Consider the following 17,690-nt stretch of genomic DNA (forward strand, 5'->3'; position numbering starts at 1 on the left):
GACAAAGCGAGATAGCATGGCAAAGAAGATCGGCCCACCATTCACCGTCCATCCCAAGTTCGTCCTGAAAGAGAGCGAAGCCTCCAACAAGCCCCTCTCCAGCGGCGACAAGGAAAAGGACAAGGCCACCGTCCAGGCCCTGGCCGCCAAGATCGGCCTGCAGCAGCAGATGCTCTACGCCGGTCACAAGCACAAGGTGCTGGTGATCCTGCAAGGCATGGATACCAGCGGCAAGGATGGCACCGTCAATGACGTGTTCGCCGCCGTCAATCCCCAAGGTATCCGCATCGCCAACTTCAAGGGGCCGACGGCCATCGAGCTGGCACACGATTACCTGTGGCGCGTACATGCGCAGGTACCGGTAGCGGGGGAGATTGCGGTGTTCAACCGCAGCCATTACGAGGACGTGCTCATCACCCGCGTCCATGACTGGATCGATGACAAGGAATGCCAGCGGCGCTATCGTCAGATCAACGATTTCGAGCGCATGCTGTGGGAAACCGGGACGGTGGTGTTGAAGTTCTTCCTGCACATCTCCAAGGCCGAGCAGAAATCACGCCTGCAATCCCGCATCGACGACCCCAACAAGCACTGGAAATTCGATCCCCAGGATCTGGCCGAGCGCAAGTTCTGGGATGCCTACCAGCAGCGCTATCAGGAGGTGCTGCGTGCCACCAGTACCCTGCATGCGCCCTGGTATGTGGTGCCGGCGGATTCCAAGACCCATCGCAACCTGCTGGTGGCCAATGTGGTCCTGGAAACACTGCAGAAGCTGAAGCTGAAATTCCCCGATGCCAAGCCGGAACTGAAGAACCTCAAGTTCGACTGAGCGCCCGGCCATCGGGATGCCGGCGGACTACTTCAGCCACTTGTCGAAGATCTGCTGGTATTCGCCAGTGGCCTTGGCCAGGTGCAGCCAGGTGTCCACATACGCCTTGAAGGCCACATCGCCACGCGGCAGCAGGTAGGCTTTTTCGGCGAACTGCAGCGGCTGGTCCGGAGTCACCGGGCAAAGTTCAGGATGCAGCTTGGATTGCCACAGGGTCTCGCTGGCATCGGTCACCATCACGTCGGCCTTGCCATCCACTATCTGCTGGAAGATCGTCACGTTGTCCGGGTGCAGCAGGAGCGTGGCGCGCTTGTAGCGGGCACGGGCGAAGCGCTCGTTGGTGCCGCCCGGATTGACGATGGCGCGGGTACCCGGCTGGTCGATCATGTCGAAGTTACGGAACTTGTCCTTGTCGGCACAGCGGATGATGGGGGCCTTGCCATCCACCATGGTGGGTTCCGAGAAGGCGGCCTTGCGGGCGCGGTCCAGGGTGATGGAGACGCCACCCATGGCGATGTCGCACTGGGCGATGAAGTCGTTCATCAACGTGCTCCAGGTGGTCTTGACGAACTGCGCCTCTACGCCCAGCGACTTGGCCAGCGCCTGCCCCAGTTCCACATCCATGCCTTCGAAGGTCTGGTCGGGCCGGTAATAGGTGAAGGGCTTGTAGTCGCCGGTCATGCAGATGCGCAGCTTGCCGGCCTTGAGTACCTGGTCCAGGCGCGACGCCGGGACGCTGTCCTCGGCGCGGGCCGATGACAAGGTCAGTGACAGCACAGCCAGACCTGCCAGCAGGACGGCGCGGATAGTGTTCTTCATGGATTCTCCTTGTGGATGATTGCGCGGGATCGGCCCGATCTCTGTTCGGTTCTTGTGCGGTTCTTGTTGATTTGAAAGGCCGGCTGGGCGAGTACTTCGCCAGCCGGGCCATCATAGCAAAACCCGCTGCCACGACCTGCATCAATATCAGCGCACGCCGATAGCGACAATTAGCCCGGAAGCCCCGCCCGTAGGATGCGATAATGCCGGATTGTCCTCAGAGCGCATTGCAGGCCGACCATGTCTTCTTCCACGTCTCCGTCCACCTCTCAGTCCACCTTCGCTCCGCTGAAGAACGATACCTTCCTGCGAGCCTTGTTGCGCCAGCCCACCGACTACACGCCGCTGTGGCTGATGCGCCAGGCCGGCCGCTACCTGCCCGAATACCGCGCCACCCGCAGTCGCGCAGGTTCCTTCATGGGCCTGGCGACCAACCCGGACTACGCGACCGAAGTCACGCTGCAGCCGCTGGAACGCTATCCCCTGGACGCCGCCATCCTGTTCTCGGACATCCTCACTGTTCCCGACGCCATGGGCCTGGGTCTCTATTTCGCCGAGGGCGAGGGCCCCAAGTTCGAGCGTCCCCTGCGCGATGAAGCCGCGATTCGTGCGCTGCAGGCCCCGGACCTGGAGCGCCTGGATTACGTCTTCAAGGCGGTCACCCAGATCCGGCGCGAGCTCGATGGCCGGGTTCCGCTGATCGGCTTCTCCGGCAGCCCCTGGACGCTGGCCTGCTACATGGTCGAAGGTGGTGGCTCGGACGATTTCCGCCTGGTCAAGAGCATGCTCTACAGCCGCCCTGACCTGATGCATCACATCCTCAAGACCAACGCCGCTGCGGTAGCCGCCTACCTGAATGCGCAGATTGCCGCCGGTGCGCAGGCCGTGATGATCTTCGATACCTGGGGCGGTGCGTTGGCCGATGGCATCTACCAGCAATTCTCCCTGGCCTACATGCAGCAGGTGGTCAGCCAGCTCCAGCGCAAGCAGGATGGCCAGCAGATTCCGGTGATTGTCTTCACCAAGGGCGGTGGCCTGTGGCTGGAGCAGATCGCCGCCATCGGCGCCGACGCCGTAGGCCTGGACTGGACCGTCAACCTGGGCGACGCACGGCGCCGTGTGGGCGACAAGGTCGCCCTGCAAGGCAACCTGGACCCCAACGTCCTCTTCGCCGGCGACGACGCCATCCGCGCTGAAGTCCGCAAGCTGCTGGAGTCATTCGGACGTCCTGGCCCCGGCAGTGGCCACGTCTTCAACCTGGGCCATGGCATCTCCCAGCACACCCCGCCGCAAGCCGTGGCGACCCTGGCGCAGGCGGTGCACGAGATGAGTCGTGCCATGCGCGGCTGATCGTGCGCGTATCTGTCGTTATCTGTTCATATCTGTGCAGCGGGATAAGTTAATATGCACATCCTTGCCGGTCGGACCTGACTTATACACATTCGCCGGCGTTTTCTGATTGAGAATCAAACTTATTGGAATATGAACGGCAAGTGCAAGAGGGTGTTTGTAAGTCCTTGATTTTCATGGATTTATTTTTCTCGAATAAACACCTGGTTTGTCCGTAAGCCGCTATGGTATTAGCTCTCGGACTTGTCAAGAGGCACTTGTCAACAAAGTTATCCACAGGCGCTGTGCATAATGGGCAAAAGCGTTTACAAAACCGCCGCTTATCGAAGTATTTGAAGAATTACTTTAAGTTTGTAGGACAGTACGCGTAGGTCGGTGCAGGAAAAAGCCGGGGTTTTTTTGTCAGCCAGCACTTGACAAATGCCCTCCGCTTGATCCGCAAACCGGGACTTATGCACATAAAAGGCATGCCGCATTTGCACAAACCGTCTAAGCAAATTTTTTTCCCGTGCTAAGGCGAACAATTTTAAGTCATTGATTTTATTGGACTAATTTTTTGCCCTGCATTTGGGCAGCGCGCCGTAAGCCTCGCCCAGTCTACGCGTGGCGATGTCAAGAGGCATTTGTCCCCAAAGTTATCCACAGGGTTTGTGGATAGGTTGAAAAATGACGATTAAACCGGGGCTTAGGCCGGTTTTTCAGGATTTACATTAAGTTCGTGGAACAACGTCTGCTTCAGGTCGCGCTCGATACGCCCCTGCATACCGTCTTTGATTACCGCTGGAAGGCCAGTTCGCCGGATGAGCCGTTGCCGGCGATCGGCCAACTGGTGGTGGTCCCCTTCGGCCGCCGCGAAGCCGTCGGCGTGGTCGTCGGCCAGGATGCGCAGACCGACCTGCAGGCCGACAAGATCAAGGACGTCATCGCCGTGCGGCACCAGTTGCCGCCGATGTCAGCGCATTGGATGGCACTGTGCGGCTTTGCCGCCGACTACTACCAGCGTCCGCTGGGTGAGGTGATGCTGCCGGGGCTGCCCAAGAATCTGCGGGCCCTCACCACGGTGGCGCTGGACAAGGCACTTAAGGCCCTGGGCCGGCTTGCGCCCGCGACCAAGGCCAAGCTCAGGTCCAGGAAAAAGGCGGCGGTGGCCCCCACGGTGGAGGAAGCCATCGTCGATCCTGTGATGGCCGACCCATCGCCGGACCTGCTGCAATTGGGTGTCGCGCCGTCGTTGAACCCGTCCCAGCAGCAGGCGGTCGATGCGATCGTCGGCGCCGAGGGTTTCGCCCCGTTGCTGCTGTATGGCGTCACCGGTAGCGGCAAGACCGAGGTCTACCTGCAGGCCGCCGCCGCTATCCTGCGTCGCGCGGCAGAGCAGGCCAGCTCATCCGGTTCGTCTGAGCCTGGCCAGCCGGCACCGGCCCCCGCCCCCGCACAGATCCTGGTGCTGGTGCCGGAAATCAACCTGACTCCGCAGCTGGAAGGCAACATCCGCGCACGTTTCCCGCATCTGAATGTGGTCGCCCTGCACAGCGGCCTGGCCGAGGGCGAGCGTGCCCGCAACTGGCTGGCGGCCCACCTGGGGCAGGCGCACATCGTGCTGGGGACGCGGCTGGCGATCCTGTCGTCGCTGCCGTCACTGAAGCTCATCGTCATCGACGAGGAACACGACCCCTCCTACAAGCAACAGGAAGGTCTGCGCTACTCCGCACGCGACCTGGCCGTCTGGCGTGCGCACCAGCTGGGCATCCCGGTGGTGCTGGGTTCGGCCACACCCTCGCTGGAAACCTGGCAGCACGCCCAGGCCGGCCGCTACCGCCGCCTGGAACTGCGCCAGCGCGCTGCGCTGCAGGCGGTGCTGCCCAGCGTCAAGGTGATCGACATGGAGCGCGACAAGCCCGTCGACGGCCTCACCTCGACCCTGATCGCGGCCGTGCGCAAGCGCCTGGAGCAGGGCGAGCAGTCGCTGCTGTTCCTCAACCGGCGTGGCTATGCGCCGGTGCTGGCCTGCGATGCCTGCGGCTGGATCAGCAACTGCATGCGCTGCGATGCCTTCATGGTGGTGCATCGCCCCGAGCGCCGCCTGCGCTGCCACCATTGCAGCCTGGAACTGCACATCCCACGCGCCTGCCCGACCTGCGGCAACGTCGACCTGCAACCGTTGGGACGCGGCACCCAGCGGGTCGAAGAGGGCCTGCATGGCATCTTCCCCGAGGCCCGCATCCTGCGCATCGATGCCGACTCCACCCGCCTCAAGGGCTCGGCCCAGAGCGCTTTCGACAGCGTGCACCGGGGCGAGGTCGATATCCTGATCGGCACCCAGATGGTGGCCAAGGGGCATGACTTCAAAAAGCTCACCCTGGTGGGCGTGCTCAATCCCGACACCGCCCTGTTCTCGCACGACTACCGCGCCAGCGAGCGCCTGTTCGCGCAACTGATGCAGGTGGCCGGCCGCGCCGGCCGTGCCGGGCTGTCGGCCGATGGCAGTTCGGGCGAAGTGCTGATCCAGACCCGCTATCCGCATCATCCGCTGTACCAGGCCGTGATCCGCCACGACTACGATGGCTTTGCCGGTGAATTGCTGGACGAGCGGCGCCAGGCGCATTTCCCGCCCTTCATGTACCAGGCACTGTTGCGCGCCGAAGGTCGCGAACTGGAGATCGCCATGGGCTTCCTGAAGGAAGCGGCCACCTTGCTGGACGCCCCGGCCATCACCATCAACGAACCGATCCCGATGACCATGATGCGGGTGGCCAATGTCGAGCGTGCCCAATTGCTGATCGAATGTCCCTCGCGTCCGACACTGCAGGCTTTCCTCAAGGAATGGCTGGCCTTGTTGCGGCAGATGAAGACCCGCGCGCGCTGGTCGCTGGAAGTCGATCCGGTCGATATCTGAGACGGCCCGGGCCGGTTTTTGTTGTGATTACGGCATCTTTGCCTCAGCAGGGCGCCGGACTGCACGCAAGCCGCTTGTTCATGCAGCCAACACGGTACGCCTAGCCGGTATAATCTCGGCTGCTCAACCAATTGCAAGCGATCCCTCCGCGCGGCGCCTCACAGCCGGTCCAGCGCCACGGCCGCTTCCGCTTTACCCCTCATTCCCATGCTCGCACAACAGAAACAACGCATCTCCGACCTGTTCTCGTCCGCCCTGCAGCCGCTGCTGGCCGACAGCGGCCTGACGCCGACCATCACCCTGGAGCGCCCGCGTGACGCCTCGCACGGCGACATCGCCTGCAACGTTGCCATGCAACTGGCCAAGCCGCTCAAGAAGAACCCGCGTGAGCTGGCCCAAGCCATCGTGGCCGCCGTGATGGCCGACCCGGCCCGCGAAGGCCTGGTGGAATCGGTCGAGATCGCCGGTCCGGGCTTCATCAACCTGCGCGTGGCCGCAGCCGCCAAGCAGGCGGTGGTGAAGGCGATCCACGAACAGGGCGAGGCCTTTGGTCGCGGCACTGCAGGCGCCGGCCAGAAGGTGCTGGTCGAGTTTGTCTCCGCCAACCCCACCGGTCCGCTGCACGTGGGCCACGGTCGTCAGGGTGCGCTGGGTGATGCGTTGTCGTCGCTGCTGGACGTGCAGGGCTACGATGTCCTGCGCGAGTTCTACTACAACGACGCCGGTGTCCAGATCGCTACGCTGGCAAGCTCGGTGCAGGCGCGTGCCCGCGGCTTCAAGCCGGGCGATGCGCAATGGCCGGAATCGGCCTACAACGGCGACTACATCGCCGACATCGCCCGCGACTTCCTCGACAAGAAGACCGTCGCCGCCAGCGATGGCGAACCCGTCACCGGCAGCGGTGATGTCGACGATATCGAATCGATCCGTCGCTTCGCCGTCGCCTACCTGCGTCATGAGCAGGACCTGGACCTGCAGGCCTTCGGCGTGAAGTTCGACAATTACTACCTGGAGTCCTCGCTCTATGCCGACGGCAAGGTGGCCGCTGCCGTGGACGCGCTGGTCAAGGCCGGCAAGACCTACGAGCAGGATGGCGCGCTGTGGCTGCGCACCACCGACTATGGCGACGACAAGGATCGCGTCATGAAGAAGACCGACGGCACCTATACCTACTTCGTGCCCGATGTCGCCTATCACATCAACAAGTGGCAACGTGGCTACGGCAAGGTCATCAATATCCAGGGCAGCGATCACCACGGCACCATCGCCCGCGTGCGTGCCGGCCTGCAGGCAGCCGGCGTGGGCATCCCGCAAGGCTATCCCGACTACGTGCTGCACAAGATGGTCACCGTCATGCGCAATGGCGAAGAGGTCAAGATCTCCAAGCGCGCCGGTTCCTACGTCACCCTGCGTGACCTGATCGAATGGTCGGCCGGCGAGGCCGTCGAAGGCGAGGAACGCGACCTCACCCGCGGCCGCGATGCCGTGCGCTTCTTCCTCATCTCGCGCAAGGCCGATACCGAGTTCGTCTTCGACGTCGACCTGGCCCTGGCCCAGTCCGACGAAAACCCGGTCTACTACGTGCAATACGCCCATGCGCGCATCTGCACCGTGCTGGGCAAGTGGGGTGGCAACGAGGATGAGCTCAAGGACGTGACCGACCTGTCGCCGCTGACCGCCCCGCGTGAAGCGACCCTGCTGGCCAAGCTGGCCGAATACCCGGACATGCTGGCGCATGCCCTGCAGGAGCTGGGACCGCACCAGGTTGCCTTCTACCTGCGCGATCTGGCAGGCGAACTGCATAGCTACTACAATGCGGAACGCGTGCTGGTCGACGATGTCCCAACCAGGTCCGCACGCCTGGCGCTGTTGTCCGCCACCCGTCAGGTACTGCGCAACGGCCTGGCCCTGCTGGGCGTATCGGCCCCGGCCAGAATGTAAACAAGCAGCTAAAGAGAAACGTGAAACCGTTGAACGCGAAACATCACAAGCAGGCCGGCGGCACGCTGCTCGGCCTGATCCTGGGTTTGATCGTCGGCCTGGGTATCGCCGTGGGCGTGGCCCTGATGATCACCAAGTCGCCCATTCCCTTCGTCAACAAGGTGGTGCGTCCCGAACGGGCCGATCCGACCCCGGCCCAGGCGGCCGACCCCAACCGTCCGCTCTACGGCAACCGCGACATCGCCCGCGAGGCCGCGCGTGACCAGCAGCAGTCGCAGACCCCGGTGCCGCCCAATACCGCCGCTGCCCAGCCGGTGCCGCCAGTAGCGCCAGCGCCGCAGGCCGCGACCCCGCCGGCCAAGCACCCTGACACCAGGACGGCGGACGCCAAGCCATCTGCCGCCGCGCCGTCGGCCTCCAAGAACGACAGCAACGACGACAAGTGGACCTACTTCCTGCAGACCGGTGCCTTCCGCGACCAGGCCGATGCCGAGAGCGCTCGCGCCAAGCTGGCCCTGCTCGGTTTCGAAGCCCGCGTCACTGAACGTACCGCCGACAGCGGCGTGCTCTATCGCGTGCGCATCGGTCCCTTCGACCATGCCGAAGCGATGAACCGCACGCGCAGCAAGCTGTCCGATAACGGGGTCGATGCCGCCATCGTGCGCATTCCCAAGTAATCCACAGCACACCCACGGTGCCGGCGGCAAGGGATGACCGGCCGGCACGGGGTACAGACCGGCGCACAGGCCGGTTCCAAACGACTATCCATCAGAGAGGGTAATACCATGCGTTTCCATCAAAAGCTGCTGGCAGCCGTCAGCTTTGGCGTACTGGCCTTCGCCGTCAGCGTCGGCGCCTCGGCCTCGCCTGCCAATCCGCAAGTGGGCAGCGACTACCGCGTGCTGGAACAGGCCCAGCCGACTGACTCCGGCAACAAGGTCGAAGTCACCGAATTCTTCTGGTTTGACTGCCCGCACTGCGCCGCATGGGACCCCTCGCTGACCGCCTGGGTCAAGAAGCAAGGCGACAAGATCAACTTCAAGAAGGTGCCGGTGGCCTTCCGCGACAGCTTCGTGCCGCAGCAGAAGCTGTACTACACGCTGGAAGCCATGGGCAAGGCGGATGAGCTGACCCCCAAGATCTTCCACGCCATCCACGTCGAGAACCAGCGCATCAACACCGACAAGACCATCCTGGCCTACATCGAGAAGATCGGTCTGGACAAGCAGAAATTCCTCGACCTGTACAACTCCTTCGGCGTGCAGACCAAGGCCCGCCGTGCTGCCCAGCTGCAGGAAGCCTACAAGGTGGATGGCGTGCCCATGATCGCCATCGACGGCCGTTACGTGACCTCGCCGGCCGTGGTCGGCGTGGCCCTGGCCAACCAGCCCGAGTCGATGCAGCAGGCCGCTGCCCTGCAGGTGATGGATCACCTGGTGGCCAAGGTCGCTGCCGAGAAGGCCGCCGGCGGCGCTGCAGCCAAAAAGAAGTAAGCTTCACCTGTCCTGCACGGTCCGCGTCCGCAAGGCCGCGGACCGTTGTCATTTGAGCCCGGGGCATGTTCGACCGGTCGCAACCCTTCATATCCCCTCAGGAGCCGGCATGGCCACCCTTCCCGTCGTCGCAGCCCAGGAACGCGTCTTCCTGACCGGAGCTTCCAGCGGCATCGGCATGGCCCTGGCGCGCGCCTATGCTCAGCGTGGCGCGGTCCTGGGGCTGGTGGCACGGCGTGGTGCCGAGCTGGACGCCTTGCGCGCTAGCCTGCCGCATCCTGAACGGCATCGCGTGTATGCGCTCGATGTCACCGATCACGCCGCCCTGGCCACTGCCGCAGAGTCTTTCATGACCGAGTTCGGTGGCGCCGACGTGGTCATCGCCAACGCCGGCATCTCCCAAGGCACGCTCACCGAATACCAGGAAGACCTGCGCGCCTTCGAGCGCATCCTGGCCGTCAATGTCACCGCCACCTTCGCCACCTTTACGCCCTTCGTGGCGCGCATGAAGGCACAACCCGAGGCACAGCGTCGCCGCTGCCGCCTGGTCGGCATCGGCAGCGTGGCCGGTATCCGTGGCCTGCCCGGTGCCGAGGCCTATAGCGCCTCCAAGGCTGCCGTGATCAGCTACTGCGAATCACTACGGGTGGAATTGCGCAGCTCCGGCATCAAGGTCGTGACCATCGCACCCGGCTATATCGACACCCCCATGACCCGCGTGAACACCTATCGCATGCCCTTCCTGATGCCGGTGGAGCGCTTCGCCGAACGCGCCGTACAGAGCATCGCCGAAGGCGTCAGCTACCGCGTCATTCCCTGGCAGATGGGGGTGGTGGCCAAGCTGCTCAGAATGCTGCCGAACTGGCTGTACGATATGGCCTTCGCCCGCGCCCCGCACAAGCCCCGCAATCTCTAGCCACCCGACATCGCGGCGCCCGGCGCCGCCTCTGGAGTTTTTCATGAAGATCATTTTCGCCGGCACGCCGGAATTTGCCGCCGTTGCTCTCGAAGCCCTGTACGCCGCCGGTCACGAGATCACCCTGGTCCTGACCCAGCCTGACCGTCCGGCCGGACGTGGCATGCAGCTGCAGGCCTCGCCGGTCAAGCAATGCGCGTTGAAGCACGGCACGCCTGTGGCGCAGCCGGTCTCGCTGCGCCTGAACGGCAAGTACCCCGAGGTCGCGCAGGAAGCGCATGCGCTGCTGCAATCGACCCCGCATGACGTGATGGTGGTCGCCGCCTATGGCCTGATCCTGCCGCGTAGCGTGCTCGACATCCCGCGTTACGGCTGCATCAACATCCATGGCTCGCTCCTGCCGCGCTGGCGCGGCGCCGCCCCCATCCACCGCGCCATCGAGGCCGGCGACACCGAGACCGGCATCACCATCATGCAGATGGAAGAAGGACTCGATACCGGCCCGATGATGTTGATCGAAAGCCTGCCCATCACTGACGAGGACACCACCGGCAGCCTGCATGACAAGCTCGCCGCGCTGGGCGGCCGGATGATCGTGGAAGCCATGGAAAAGCTGGAGCAGGGCGCATTGCCGGCCACGCCGCAACCGGAAGAGGGCGCCAACTACGCCGCCAAGATCGCCAAGGAAGAGGCCGCGCTGGACTTCAGCCAGAGCGCGCAACAACTGGCGCGCCGCATCCGCGCCTTCAATCCCTTCCCCGGTGCCACCGGCCGCTTCGGCGACACCGTGGTCAAGCTGTGGCAGGCGCGTCCGGTGACCGTGGCGCAGCAGGGTGAACCCGGCCAGGTGTTGTCGGCCGATGCCCAGGGCGGGATCGTGGTGGCCTGCGGCGAAGGCGCACTGCTGCTGACCGAATTGCAGAAGCCCGGCGGCAAGCGCCTGCCGGCGGCGGAATTCCTGAAGGGTTTCCCGCTGGAAGGCGGCCGCTTCGCCTGAGCGGGTGGGCTCAGGCGTATTGCTTGAGCACGTGCGGCAGATGCCGCCAGAACAGCTCTGCGCCCAGGTGGACGCGGGCCTGCCAGTCATCGGCGGCATCGTCGTCGGCGCCGTCGGTGACGAACTTGAAGGCCCGCCAGGGCAGCCCGAAATGGTGGCAGACACGGGCGATGGCAAACAACTCCATGTCCACCAGGTCGACCCCCTGCGTCACCAGCCAGTCGTCGGCTGCGGTGACGAAGCTGTCGCCGGTGCCGCACAGCACGCCGGGATGGCCGGATTCCAGGCGCGGCGGTTGCTGCTCCTGGTTCATCAGCGGCGTCACGCCACGTGGCGCCAGCGGCATGGCCGCCATGTCGCGCTGGATCACCGCCGCCACTTCCAGCAGGCCATCATGGTGCGGATCGATCTTGCCCGCGGTACCGAAGTTGATCACCAGGCGCGGCTGCCGCTCCAGGATGGCCCGGGTGGCATGCAGCGCGGCATTGACCTTGCCGACGCCGCAATAGAGCAGCTCTACGCCATCGGGCGCGTCAGTGGCCTGGAGTTCGCTTTCCAGGGCGGTCAGGATGAGGATCGGGCGAGGCGCTGTCATCTTTGTCAACAGTTAATGGATTGCAAGCAAATCCAGCCGCAAAGGCCGGCTGGCGCGGGGTGGTAGGGCGCTTTCGCGTATAATCTGGCTCTCATTTTTGCCTGTAAAACCGGTCGGTCCACGGTTGGTCCAGACCGGTTTTTTTGTCCCGCCAAAGCGTGGACAGTCCCGCAGACAGGCCCGCATTGTTGCCGCAACCAGAGAAAAACGCCAGATGAAGCCGAACGAACTGTGCCAGACCGAATTGCTGCTGCGCGACCTGATGTCGCAGCGCATCCTCATCCTCGATGGTGCCATGGGCACCATGATCCAGCGCTACAAGCTGACCGAAGAGGATTATCGTGGCCAGCGTTTTGCCGACTTCAGCGTTCCCGGCAAGGAGATGTTCGTCAAGGGCAACAACGAGTTGCTCTCGCTGACCCAGCCGCACATCATCCAGGAAATCCACGAGCAATACCTGGCTGCCGGTGCCGACCTGATCGAGACCAATACCTTCGGCGCCACCAGCGTGGCCCAGGACGATTACCACATGGCGCATCTGGTCTACGAGATGAACCTGGAATCGGCCCGCCTGGCCCGCGCCGCCTGCGACAAGTATTCGACCCCGGACAAGCCGCGCTTCGTGGCCGGCGCCCTTGGCCCTACGCCCAAGACTGCATCGATTTCTCCTGACGTCAACGATCCGGCAGCGCGTAACGTAACTTTCGATCAACTGGTGACCGCGTACCTGGAACAGACGCGCGCGCTGGTCGAAGGTGGCGCCGACGTGCTGCTGGTCGAGACCATCTTCGATACCCTGAACTGCAAGGCTGCGCTGTTCGCCATCGATACCTTCTTCGAGGAAAGCGGCAAGCGCCTGCCCATCATGATCTCCGGCACCGTCACCGACGCCTCTGGCCGCATCCTGTCGGGCCAGACCGTGACCGCCTTCTGGAACTCCATCCGTCACGCCCGCCCGCTGACGGTGGGCCTGAACTGCGCGCTGGGTGCAGCCCTCATGCGCCCCTATGCCGAAGAACTGTCGCGCATCGCCGATACCTACGTCTGCATCTACCCCAACGCCGGCCTGCCCAATCCGATGAGCGACACCGGCTTCGACGAAACCCCCGACGTCACCTCGGCCCTGCTGAAGGAATTCGCCGAGAGCGGTTTCGTCAACGTCGCCGGCGGCTGCTGCGGCACCACGCCGCCGCACATCAAGGCCATCGCCGAGACGGTGGCCACCATCGCTCCGCGCAAGGTCCCGGAAGCCACTCATGAGATGCGCCTGTCGGGCCTGGAACCCTTCACCATCAATGATGAATCCCTGTACGTCAACGTCGGCGAGCGCACCAACGTCACCGGTTCCAAGGCCTTCGCCCGCCTGATCCTCAACGAGCAGTACGACGAAGCCCTGGCCGTGGCCCGCCAGCAGGTCGAGAACGGCGCGCAGATCATCGACATCAACATGGACGAGGCGATGCTGGATTCGGTCGCCGCCATGACGCGCTTCCTGAACCTGATCGCTTCTGAACCGGACATCGCCCGCGTGCCCATCATGATCGACTCCTCCAAGTGGGAAGTCATCGAAGCCGGTCTCAAGTGCGTGCAGGGCAAGTCCATCGTCAACTCCATCTCGATGAAGGAAGGCGAAGAGAAATTCCTGCGCGAAGCCAAGCTGTGCCGTCGCTACGGCGCCGCCGTGATCGTCATGGCCTTCGACGAAGTGGGCCAGGCCGATACCTTCGCGCGCAAGATCGAAATCTGCGAGCGCGCCTATCGCCTGCTGGTGGACAAGCTGGACTTCCCGCCCGAGGACATCATCTTCGACCCCAACATCTTCGCGGTGGCAACGGGTATCGAGGAACACAACAACTACGCGGTCGACTTCATCGAAGCCACCCGCTGGATCCACGAGAACCTGCCCTACGCCAAGATCAGCGGCGGTGTCTCCAACGTGTCCTTCAGCTTCCGTGGCAACGACCCGGCGCGCGAGGCCATCCATACGGTCTTCCTGTACCACGCCATCAAGGCCGGCATGACCATGGGCATCGTCAATGCCGGCATGATCGGCGTCTATGACGACCTGCCGGCCGAACTGCGCGAGCGCGTGGAAGACGTGGTGCTGAACCGCCGTGACGACGCCACCGAGCGCATGATCGAATATGCCGCCACCTTGAAGGCCGGCGACAAGAAGGAAGAAGCCACCCTGGAATGGCGCAGTGAACCGGTCGCCAAGCGCCTCTCGCATGCGCTGGTGCACGGCATCACGCAATGGATCGTGGAAGACACCGAAGAGGTGCGCCAGCAGATCGCCGCCGATGGCGGCCGTCCCATCCATGTCATCGAAGGCCCGCTGATGGACGGCATGAACGTGGTCGGCGACCTGTTCGGCCAGGGCAAGATGTTCCTGCCGCAGGTGGTCAAGTCGGCCCGCGTGATGAAGCAGGCCGTGGCGCACCTGATCCCCTTCATCGAGGAAGAAAAGCGCCAGCTCGAAATCACCACCGGCGAGGTCGCCAAGCCCAAGGGCAAGATCGTGATCGCCACCGTCAAGGGCGACGTCCACGACATCGGCAAGAACATCGTCACCGTGGTCCTCCAGTGCAACAACTTCGAGGTGGTCAACATGGGCGTGATGGTGCCCTGCGCCGAGATCCTGGCCAAGGCCAAGGAAGAGAAGGCCGACATCATCGGCCTGTCGGGCCTGATCACCCCCTCGCTGGAAGAGATGGCCTACGTGGCCAAGGAAATGCAGCGCGACCCGTATTTCGCCGGCATCAAGATGCCGCTCATGATCGGTGGCGCCACCACCTCGCGCGCGCACACGGCGGTCAAGATCGCGCCCAACTACGAAGGCCCGGTGGTCTACGTGCCGGACGCCTCGCGTGCCGTGTCGGTGGCGCAATCGCTGCTGGCCGACGAGCAGAAGACACAGTACGTCAGCGAACTCAACGCCGACTACGAACGCATCCGCGAGCAGCACGCCAGCAAGAAGGCCGCACCCATGCTGTCGCTGGCAGCCGCCCGCGCCAACAAGACCCGGCTCGACTTCGCCCCGGTCAAGCCCAAGTTCATCGGCCGTCGCCTGTTCAAGAATGTCGACCTGGGCCTGCTGGCCAACTATATCGACTGGGGCCCGTTCTTCCAGACCTGGGACCTGGCCGGACCTTATCCCGCCATCCTGACCGATGAGGTCGTCGGGGAAGCCGCTACCAAGGTCTTCGAAGAAGCCCAGGCCATGCTCAAGAAGATCATCGATGGCCGCTGGCTCACCGCCAATGGTGTCATCTCGCTGCTGCCGGCCAATACCGTCAATGACGACGACATCGAGATCTATACCGACGACAGCCGCAGCCAGGTCGCCTTCACCTACTACGGCCTGCGCCAGCAGACCGAGAAGCCGGTGGTCGATGGCGTGGCGCGTCCCAACCAGTGCCTGTCGGACTTCATCGCGCCCAAGGATTCGGGCGTGCAGGACTACATCGGCATGTTCGCCGTCACCGCCGGCCTGGGCATCGAGAAGTACGAGAAGCGCTTCGAGGATGCGCATGACGATTACTCCTCCATCATGCTCAAGGCCCTGGCCGACCGCCTGGCCGAAGCCTTTGCCGAATACCTGCACGAGCGCGTGCGCAAGGACCTGTGGGGCTATGCCGCCGACGAGCAGTTGAGCAGCACCGACCTGATCAAGGAAAAATACCTCGGCATCCGCCCCGCGCCCGGCTATCCGGCCTGCCCGGAGCACACCGTCAAGGCTGACGCTTTCCGCACCATGCAGTGCGACGAGATCGGCATGCAGTTGACCGAGTCCTATGCCATGTTCCCTGGCGCGTCGGTGTCGGGCTTCTACTTTGCCCATCCGCAGTCGAAGTACTTCGTGGTCGGCAAGATCGGCGCCGACCAGGTCGAGGACATGGCCCGCCGTCGCCAGGTGTCCAGGGACGAGCTGGAGCGCTGGCTCGCGCCCAACCTGTAAGTCCTTCCATGCCCGGCCTGCGCGCCGGGCAGTTTTTCCTGTGGCTTGTATTCGGCAGCCGTCCTGCTATCATCCACGCCCGCCGTTCCGTAGCCCTTGCTTTAGCCATGATCGATTCCGCTGACCACGTCACCCATGCACTGCCCGTGACCGTGGCCACGCGCCTGCACTTCTCGGACGGCAAGTCGCGCGCCATCTTCACCGTGGACCTGGTCCAGGACCTCCTGGGGGACTGGGTACTCACGCAGGCCTGGGACGGCGCCGAGGGCCGCAGTGCGGTGCGTCGCGTGGTGGTCGAGGGCCATGAGCAGGGCCTGCAGATGCTGCAGAAGATCGCCCGCCACAAGGAGCGCCTGGGCTTTCGCCAGGTGCACTTGTATCACGTTGGCTGATCACGTTGGCTGAACACGTCGGCTGAACACGTGGATTGATCCCCCCACATCGCCGGCGCCAAGTACTCACCAGCAAGCCGGCGCGACCCATGTTAGGCTAGTCGGCCCGCACCAGTCGGGTGCAATTCTTGCGCGGCAGATAAAAACCAGAAACGCCGCAGCGATATCAATAATTAGTCCGGAGACCACCGTGCCACCCTCATTGCCCCCAGAGCCTGCTGCCGTTGACCGTCATCAGGTCGATTCCTCCTATGCCGTGCTGCGCCTGTGCATCACCATGGTCTTGATGGTCGTCGGGGCCAGCGGCATGTACGTGATGGCGGTGGTGCTGCCGGCGGTGCAGGCGCATTTCCAGGTGGATCGCGGCCTGGCGTCCATGCCCTACACGCTGACCATGCTCGGCGTGGGTGTGGGTGGCCTGCTGATGGGCCGCATGGCCGACCGCTCCGGCATCATGCGCCCCCTGCTGCTGGGCGGCGTCTGCCTGGGCGGAGGATTCATCGCTGCAGCGCTGGCGCCCAATATCTGGTTCTTCATGGCGGCGCACTGTGTGCTGATCGGCCTGCTGGGGACGGCCTGTACCTTTTCCCCGCTGGTGGCCGACACCTCGCTGTGGTTCCGCAAGCGACGAGGCATCGCCGTGGCGGTATGCGCCAGCGGCAACTACCTGGGTGGCGCGATCTGGCCACCCATCGTCCAGCATTTCGTCGACAGTGTCGGCTGGCAGCAGACCTATATCGGCCTGGGCATCACCTGTACGCTGATCATGTGCTCATTGGCCCTGCTGATGCGCGCCCGTCCTCCGGTGCAGGAAAGTGGCACGACCGGCGCCCGCATCGGCGGCGGACCGCGTCCCTTCGGCCTCTCGCCCGGTGCGGCGCAGTTGCTGCTATGCGTGGCCGGTGTGGCCTGTTGCGTGGCCATGGCCATGCCCCAGGTACACATCGTGGCCTACTGCGGCGATCTCGGTTACGGTCCGGCGCGGGGTGCCCAGATGCTGTCACTGATGCTGGCCTGCGGCGTGGTCAGCCGCCTGGTCTCGGGAGCCATCTGCGACCGCATCGGCGGCCTGCGCACGCTGTTGCTGGGTTCCATGCTGCAGGGCCTGTCGCTGCTGCTGTTCATCCCCTTCGACAGCCTGGCTTCGCTGTACATCATCTCGGCACTGTTCGGCCTGTTCCAGGGCGGCATCGTGCCGTCCTACGCCATCATCGTGCGCGAATACTTCCCGGCCGCCGAAGCCGGCCAGCGGGTGGGGGCGGTCATCATGGCGACCATGTTCGGCATGGCCCTGGGCGGTTGGATGTCGGGCAAGATCTTCGACCTGACCGGCTCCTATCACGCCGCCTTCGCCAACGGCATCGCCTGGAACCTGCTCAACCTCGGGATCGCGGTCCTGCTGCTGACCCGTGTGCGCGGCATGCGCTTGCGGGCGGCCTGATCAGGCCAGCAGCGGGCGAACATCGGGCGCACAGCACGGTCGTAGTTGGCAGCGTAGCGGCTT

Annotated in this window: 13 protein-coding genes; 11 read left to right on the plus strand and 2 right to left on the minus strand. The window is 63.9% G+C overall.

Annotation, left to right across the window (positions count from 1 at the left end; translation table 11 throughout):
- The first annotated feature begins 16 nt into the window (after positions 1 to 16).
- Complete coding sequence (locus ACEOAC_RS02730) at positions 17 to 829, plus strand: polyphosphate kinase 2 family protein (RefSeq protein WP_102662774.1); 813 nt, start codon at positions 17 to 19, stop codon at positions 827 to 829.
- A 27-nt stretch (positions 830 to 856) separates the two neighbouring features.
- Here ACEOAC_RS02730 and ACEOAC_RS02735 read toward each other — a convergent pair whose 3' ends face one another.
- Positions 857 to 1,648: a transporter substrate-binding domain-containing protein gene (locus ACEOAC_RS02735; RefSeq protein WP_077236243.1), complete on the minus strand. Its 792-nt coding sequence runs from the start codon at positions 1,646 to 1,648 to the stop codon at positions 857 to 859.
- A 240-nt stretch (positions 1,649 to 1,888) separates the two neighbouring features.
- On the opposite strand from ACEOAC_RS02735, the gene hemE reads away from it, so the two are divergent.
- The 7 genes from hemE to fmt all read left to right on the plus strand — a co-directional run bounded on the left by hemE (position 1,889) and on the right by fmt (position 11,241).
- On the plus strand, positions 1,889 to 2,998 hold the full coding sequence (gene hemE, locus ACEOAC_RS02740) for a uroporphyrinogen decarboxylase (protein ID WP_039873801.1): 1,110 nt from the start codon (positions 1,889 to 1,891) through the stop codon (positions 2,996 to 2,998).
- A 718-nt stretch (positions 2,999 to 3,716) separates the two neighbouring features.
- On the plus strand, positions 3,717 to 5,894 hold the full coding sequence (locus ACEOAC_RS02745) for a primosomal protein N' (RefSeq protein ID WP_413628673.1): 2,178 nt from the start codon (positions 3,717 to 3,719) through the stop codon (positions 5,892 to 5,894).
- 207 nt (positions 5,895 to 6,101) lie between these two features.
- On the plus strand, positions 6,102 to 7,835 hold the full coding sequence (gene argS / locus ACEOAC_RS02750) for an arginine--tRNA ligase (RefSeq protein ID WP_413445603.1): 1,734 nt from the start codon (positions 6,102 to 6,104) through the stop codon (positions 7,833 to 7,835).
- 20 nt (positions 7,836 to 7,855) lie between these two features.
- Entirely contained in the window at positions 7,856 to 8,512 is a 657-nt protein-coding gene (locus ACEOAC_RS02755) for an SPOR domain-containing protein (RefSeq protein ID WP_413628674.1), read from the plus strand.
- A gap of 108 nt (positions 8,513 to 8,620) precedes the next feature.
- Complete coding sequence (locus tag ACEOAC_RS02760; protein WP_413443918.1) at positions 8,621 to 9,328, plus strand: thiol:disulfide interchange protein DsbA/DsbL; 708 nt, start codon at positions 8,621 to 8,623, stop codon at positions 9,326 to 9,328.
- Between the two features lie 109 nt (positions 9,329 to 9,437).
- Positions 9,438 to 10,244 carry an SDR family oxidoreductase gene (locus tag ACEOAC_RS02765; RefSeq protein WP_413443919.1) on the plus strand — a complete coding sequence of 269 codons (807 nt, stop codon included), beginning with the start codon at positions 9,438 to 9,440 and terminating at the stop codon, positions 10,242 to 10,244.
- A 43-nt stretch (positions 10,245 to 10,287) separates the two neighbouring features.
- Positions 10,288 to 11,241 (plus strand): methionyl-tRNA formyltransferase, encoded by a 954-nt coding sequence (gene fmt / locus ACEOAC_RS02770; RefSeq protein WP_241811248.1) that lies wholly within the window; start codon positions 10,288 to 10,290, stop codon positions 11,239 to 11,241.
- Positions 11,242 to 11,251: 10 nt separating this feature from the next.
- Here fmt and ACEOAC_RS02775 read toward each other — a convergent pair whose 3' ends face one another.
- Positions 11,252 to 11,836: a 5'-methylthioadenosine nucleosidase gene (locus ACEOAC_RS02775; protein ID WP_413443920.1), complete on the minus strand. Its 585-nt coding sequence runs from the start codon at positions 11,834 to 11,836 to the stop codon at positions 11,252 to 11,254.
- 214 nt (positions 11,837 to 12,050) lie between these two features.
- Here ACEOAC_RS02775 and metH point away from each other — a divergent pair, with 214 nt between their 5' ends.
- From metH to ACEOAC_RS02790, 3 genes are all read left to right on the plus strand, one after another.
- On the plus strand, positions 12,051 to 15,794 hold the full coding sequence (gene metH / locus ACEOAC_RS02780) for a methionine synthase (RefSeq protein ID WP_006461352.1): 3,744 nt from the start codon (positions 12,051 to 12,053) through the stop codon (positions 15,792 to 15,794).
- A gap of 107 nt (positions 15,795 to 15,901) precedes the next feature.
- Positions 15,902 to 16,186: a WGR domain-containing protein gene (locus ACEOAC_RS02785; protein WP_077236299.1), complete on the plus strand. Its 285-nt coding sequence runs from the start codon at positions 15,902 to 15,904 to the stop codon at positions 16,184 to 16,186.
- A 277-nt stretch (positions 16,187 to 16,463) separates the two neighbouring features.
- A complete protein-coding gene (locus ACEOAC_RS02790) occupies positions 16,464 to 17,627 on the plus strand; it encodes an MFS transporter (RefSeq protein WP_274620020.1) in 1,164 nt (387 codons plus the stop codon).
- Positions 17,628 to 17,690 lie beyond the last annotated feature (63 nt).

Origin of the sequence: Herbaspirillum frisingense, from assembly GCF_047325095.1 — a bacterium.
In the GTDB taxonomy this organism is placed as follows: domain Bacteria; phylum Pseudomonadota; class Gammaproteobacteria; order Burkholderiales; family Burkholderiaceae_D; genus Herbaspirillum; species Herbaspirillum frisingense.